Source organism: Bacillus sp. SIMBA_008 (assembly GCF_046535495.1).
GTDB classification, from domain to species: Bacteria; Bacillota; Bacilli; order Bacillales; family Bacillaceae; genus Bacillus; species Bacillus subtilis.
In genome coordinates, this window is the sequence record NZ_JAWRWL010000523.1 from 1 (window position 1) to 269 (window position 269).

Sequence of the window (269 nt, forward strand, 5' to 3'; positions counted from 1 at the left end):
GTTGTTCCAGAGTTACTAGAAGTGGCTTTTATTTCAATTCTATTTTCTTCAAAAATTGCATCATATTCTTTAATATCCGATTTTTTCATCTTATATAAGAATCTACATAACGATTCTGAATATAGGGAAGGAATATTGGGTTTTGCATTTTTTTTGAATAATTTTTGATGTAATTGTGAGAGTTCTTTGTATTTTTTATAGTAACTAATAAAGTCTTTTTTTGTTAGATTCAAGTTAATTTACTCCTTAATAAATTAATTTACATTTAC

At 23.8% G+C, this 269-nt stretch carries 1 protein-coding gene; it reads right to left on the bottom strand.

Going from position 1 to position 269, the window contains the following annotated elements:
• Positions 1 to 233: hypothetical protein (locus tag SB658_RS24295; protein ID WP_410602921.1), on the bottom strand; the 233-nt coding region annotated here is incomplete at its 3' end.
• Positions 234 to 269 lie beyond the last annotated feature (36 nt).